This is a genomic window from Burkholderia cepacia (genome assembly GCF_001039005.1).
GTDB lineage: Bacteria > Pseudomonadota > Gammaproteobacteria > Burkholderiales > Burkholderiaceae > Burkholderia > Burkholderia theae.
Window position 1 is genome coordinate 1 of record NZ_LDWR01000188.1, and the last position, 520, is coordinate 520.

1 protein-coding gene is annotated in these 520 nt (G+C 65.8%); it reads left to right on the forward strand.

All coding sequences use genetic code 11. The features are described 5' to 3' along the window. Window positions 1–236 (forward strand): S8 family serine peptidase (locus tag VL15_RS39010; RefSeq protein WP_048252220.1); only part of this gene is annotated, 236 nt, incomplete at its 5' end. Window positions 237–520 lie beyond the last annotated feature (284 nt).

The window sequence follows — 520 nt, forward strand, 5'->3', positions numbered from 1 at the left end:
CGGGCACGGACACCTACGGCCTCGCGAACGGCACCAGCCTCGCGACGCCGCAGGTGACGGGCATCGCCGCGCTGATGCTGTCGGTGAACGGCAACCTCACGCCCGCGCAGATCCAGCAGAAGCTGCAAGGCGGCGCGCGCACGACCAAGCTGGCGGCCGGCACGTCGTGCACCGCGATGCCGGCAGGCTCGGGCATCGTCGACGCAGGAGCCGCCGTGGCGTCAGCCAACCAGTAACCGGCACCCTGCTTCGACGCGGCCGCGCGCATGCCGACCTGGCGTGCGCGCGGCCGTTTCATTGCCGGCAATCCGGCGATCCGGCGCGCGCGCATCGACCCGATTACGTTTCTCGAAATAACGCCTGACAAAAGGGTTGACGCTTCGCACAGCGAGCCATTACCATCGCTCCCGTCTAATTACATGGAGTGTTCTGTGAACACCGATGCGAGTTGTAGTTGGTGCTTGACCAACTCGACTGCTGCCTGAGGAAAACGCGCAGAGCCTCGTCTTCTGCCGCATCC